The organism is Pseudomonas sp. 2822-15, from assembly GCF_002742515.1.
Taxonomy (GTDB): Bacteria; Pseudomonadota; Gammaproteobacteria; order Pseudomonadales; family Pseudomonadaceae; genus Aquipseudomonas; species Aquipseudomonas salomonii.
The window spans coordinates 1-283 of record NZ_LJRY01000246.1; the positions used below are offsets into that span (position 1 = coordinate 1).

Sequence of the window (283 nt, forward strand, 5' to 3'; positions counted from 1 at the left end):
AGCATTAGCTGCAGATTTAATGAAAATTGCAAACGATGTTCGTTGGCTAGGAAGTGGTCCACGATCTGGAATTGGAGAAATATCTATTCCAGCTAATGAACCAGGAAGCTCTATTATGCCTGGAAAAGTAAATCCAACACAAAGTGAAGCACTTACAATGGTTGTAAGTCAAGTGTTTGGAAATGATGCGACAATTGGCTTTGCAGCTAGTCAAGGGAACTTTGAGTTAAATGTATTTAAGCCAGTAATTATTTACAATTTCTTACAATCAGTGCGTCTATTG

The 283-nt window shown here is 37.5% G+C and carries 1 protein-coding gene; it reads left to right on the top strand.

Features of this window, described 5'->3' with window-relative positions; genetic code table 11:
• On the top strand, positions 1-283 hold a 283-nt coding region (locus AOA59_RS26445), incomplete at both ends, for a lyase family protein (protein ID WP_256593128.1).